Annotated in this window: 2 protein-coding genes; both read right to left on the reverse strand. The window is 39.1% G+C overall.

Annotation, left to right across the window (positions count from 1 at the left end; translation table 11 throughout):
- Positions 1 to 824, reverse strand: an 824-nt coding sequence (locus BHC51_RS00955; RefSeq protein WP_143558702.1) for a hypothetical protein, incomplete at its 3' end; no start/stop codon positions are given.
- A 283-nt stretch (positions 825 to 1,107) separates the two neighbouring features.
- Positions 1,108 to 1,552: hypothetical protein (locus BHC51_RS12585; protein WP_218966358.1), on the reverse strand; the 445-nt coding region annotated here is incomplete at its 5' end.

Here is a 1,552-nt window from a genome sequence, read left to right on the forward strand (position 1 = left end):
TTAATAATATTGCTCTCCATCTCCTGCCATTGCGGCAGATAAGTACGGTTATAACTAATTGATACTCTGATATGAAATTTATCATTATAAAACATATGACTACAAAAATTTTTATGCTCAGAAAACTCGCAACCCATATAAGTTTTAATATTGCCGGCCTGATCTTTTTTGAGCAAAATATCCTTGGCATTAACATCCGATTTCCACGGTTCACCGGTTTTGGGATCAATGCCATTATTGGCCCGATATACGGTTAAGCCATACAGCGGCTGTGGCTGCTGGATATAATCAATATTGGAAACTTCTTTTGATATTTTAAAGCCTTCCTGCACATAGGCATTAAAATTCAGCGGCGCAGCATCATATTCACCATAGATAATGACATCGGCCCATGGAAAAGGTTTGCCATACGGGATTAAGGTTTCATTATCGCGGCGGTAATCCTCTTCTGTGTGCCGGTAAGAGGTATAAATATCGCCATCAGTAATCCGATACAGGAAACCAAATGATTCAATCGGCAAGTCATAAGATTCTGGCGGGCGCTGGTATTTGGCTTTGATTTTCGGATCAGCAAAATCGCCCGGATCGCCGATATAGCGCGCCCAGCCATCAATCACGCCCGCGGGGATACTGATGGATTGAGTACCTAGTTTGCCAATGGTGTCATAACGTCCACGACTATCCTGATTGCGGAATGGTTCCGACACTTGCTCAACAACTTGTGTTTCCGGTTGTTTGCCAAAATCTTGGTCACAGCCGGCAAGCAGCAATACCTGCCACAGCAGCGCCAAGATAAGTAGACTTTTTCTAAATCCAGACTTCATAAGCAGCCTTTTTCTTTATTTTTTAATACAAAAGTTAACACAATATTAATATAAAGAAAAGAGAGAAATTCAGAATTATTTTCAATTTTATTGTTTTAAATTAGATACTAGCCAATATTTATTAATTATCTAATCAGTATTATTTCAAGAAACCTTGCGCCCATTTGGCATAACCATTTTCAATCTGTTTACGCCATGCCTGAATTTCGCTTTTGCTTACTTTTTTTGCTTCTAACATAGTGCTCTCCTTGAGATAATCAATAAGTTATACCACTACTACAAACTATGCCTTACCAATCTGTTTGCCCAGCAGCTTGCCTTCTGGGCTTACCCGCCAGCTATCCAGTATTTTAATAATATTGCTCTCCATCTCCTGCCATTGCGGCAGATAAGTACGGTTATAACTAATTGATACTCTGATATGAAATTTATCATTATAAAACATATGACTACAAAAATTTTTATGCTCAGAAAACTCGCAACCCATATAAGTTTTAATATTGCCGGCCTGATCTTTTTTGAGCAAAATATCCTTGGCATTAACATCCGATTTCCACGGTTCACCGGTTTTGGGATCAATGCCATTATTGGCCCGATATACGGTTAAGCCATACAGCGGCTGTGGCTGCTGGATATAATCAATATTGGAAACTTCTTTTGATATTTTAAAGCCTTCCTGCACATAGGCATTAAAATTCAGCGGCGCAGCATCATATTCACCATAGATA

Source organism: Snodgrassella alvi (assembly GCF_002777745.1).
GTDB lineage: Bacteria > Pseudomonadota > Gammaproteobacteria > Burkholderiales > Neisseriaceae > Snodgrassella > Snodgrassella alvi_D.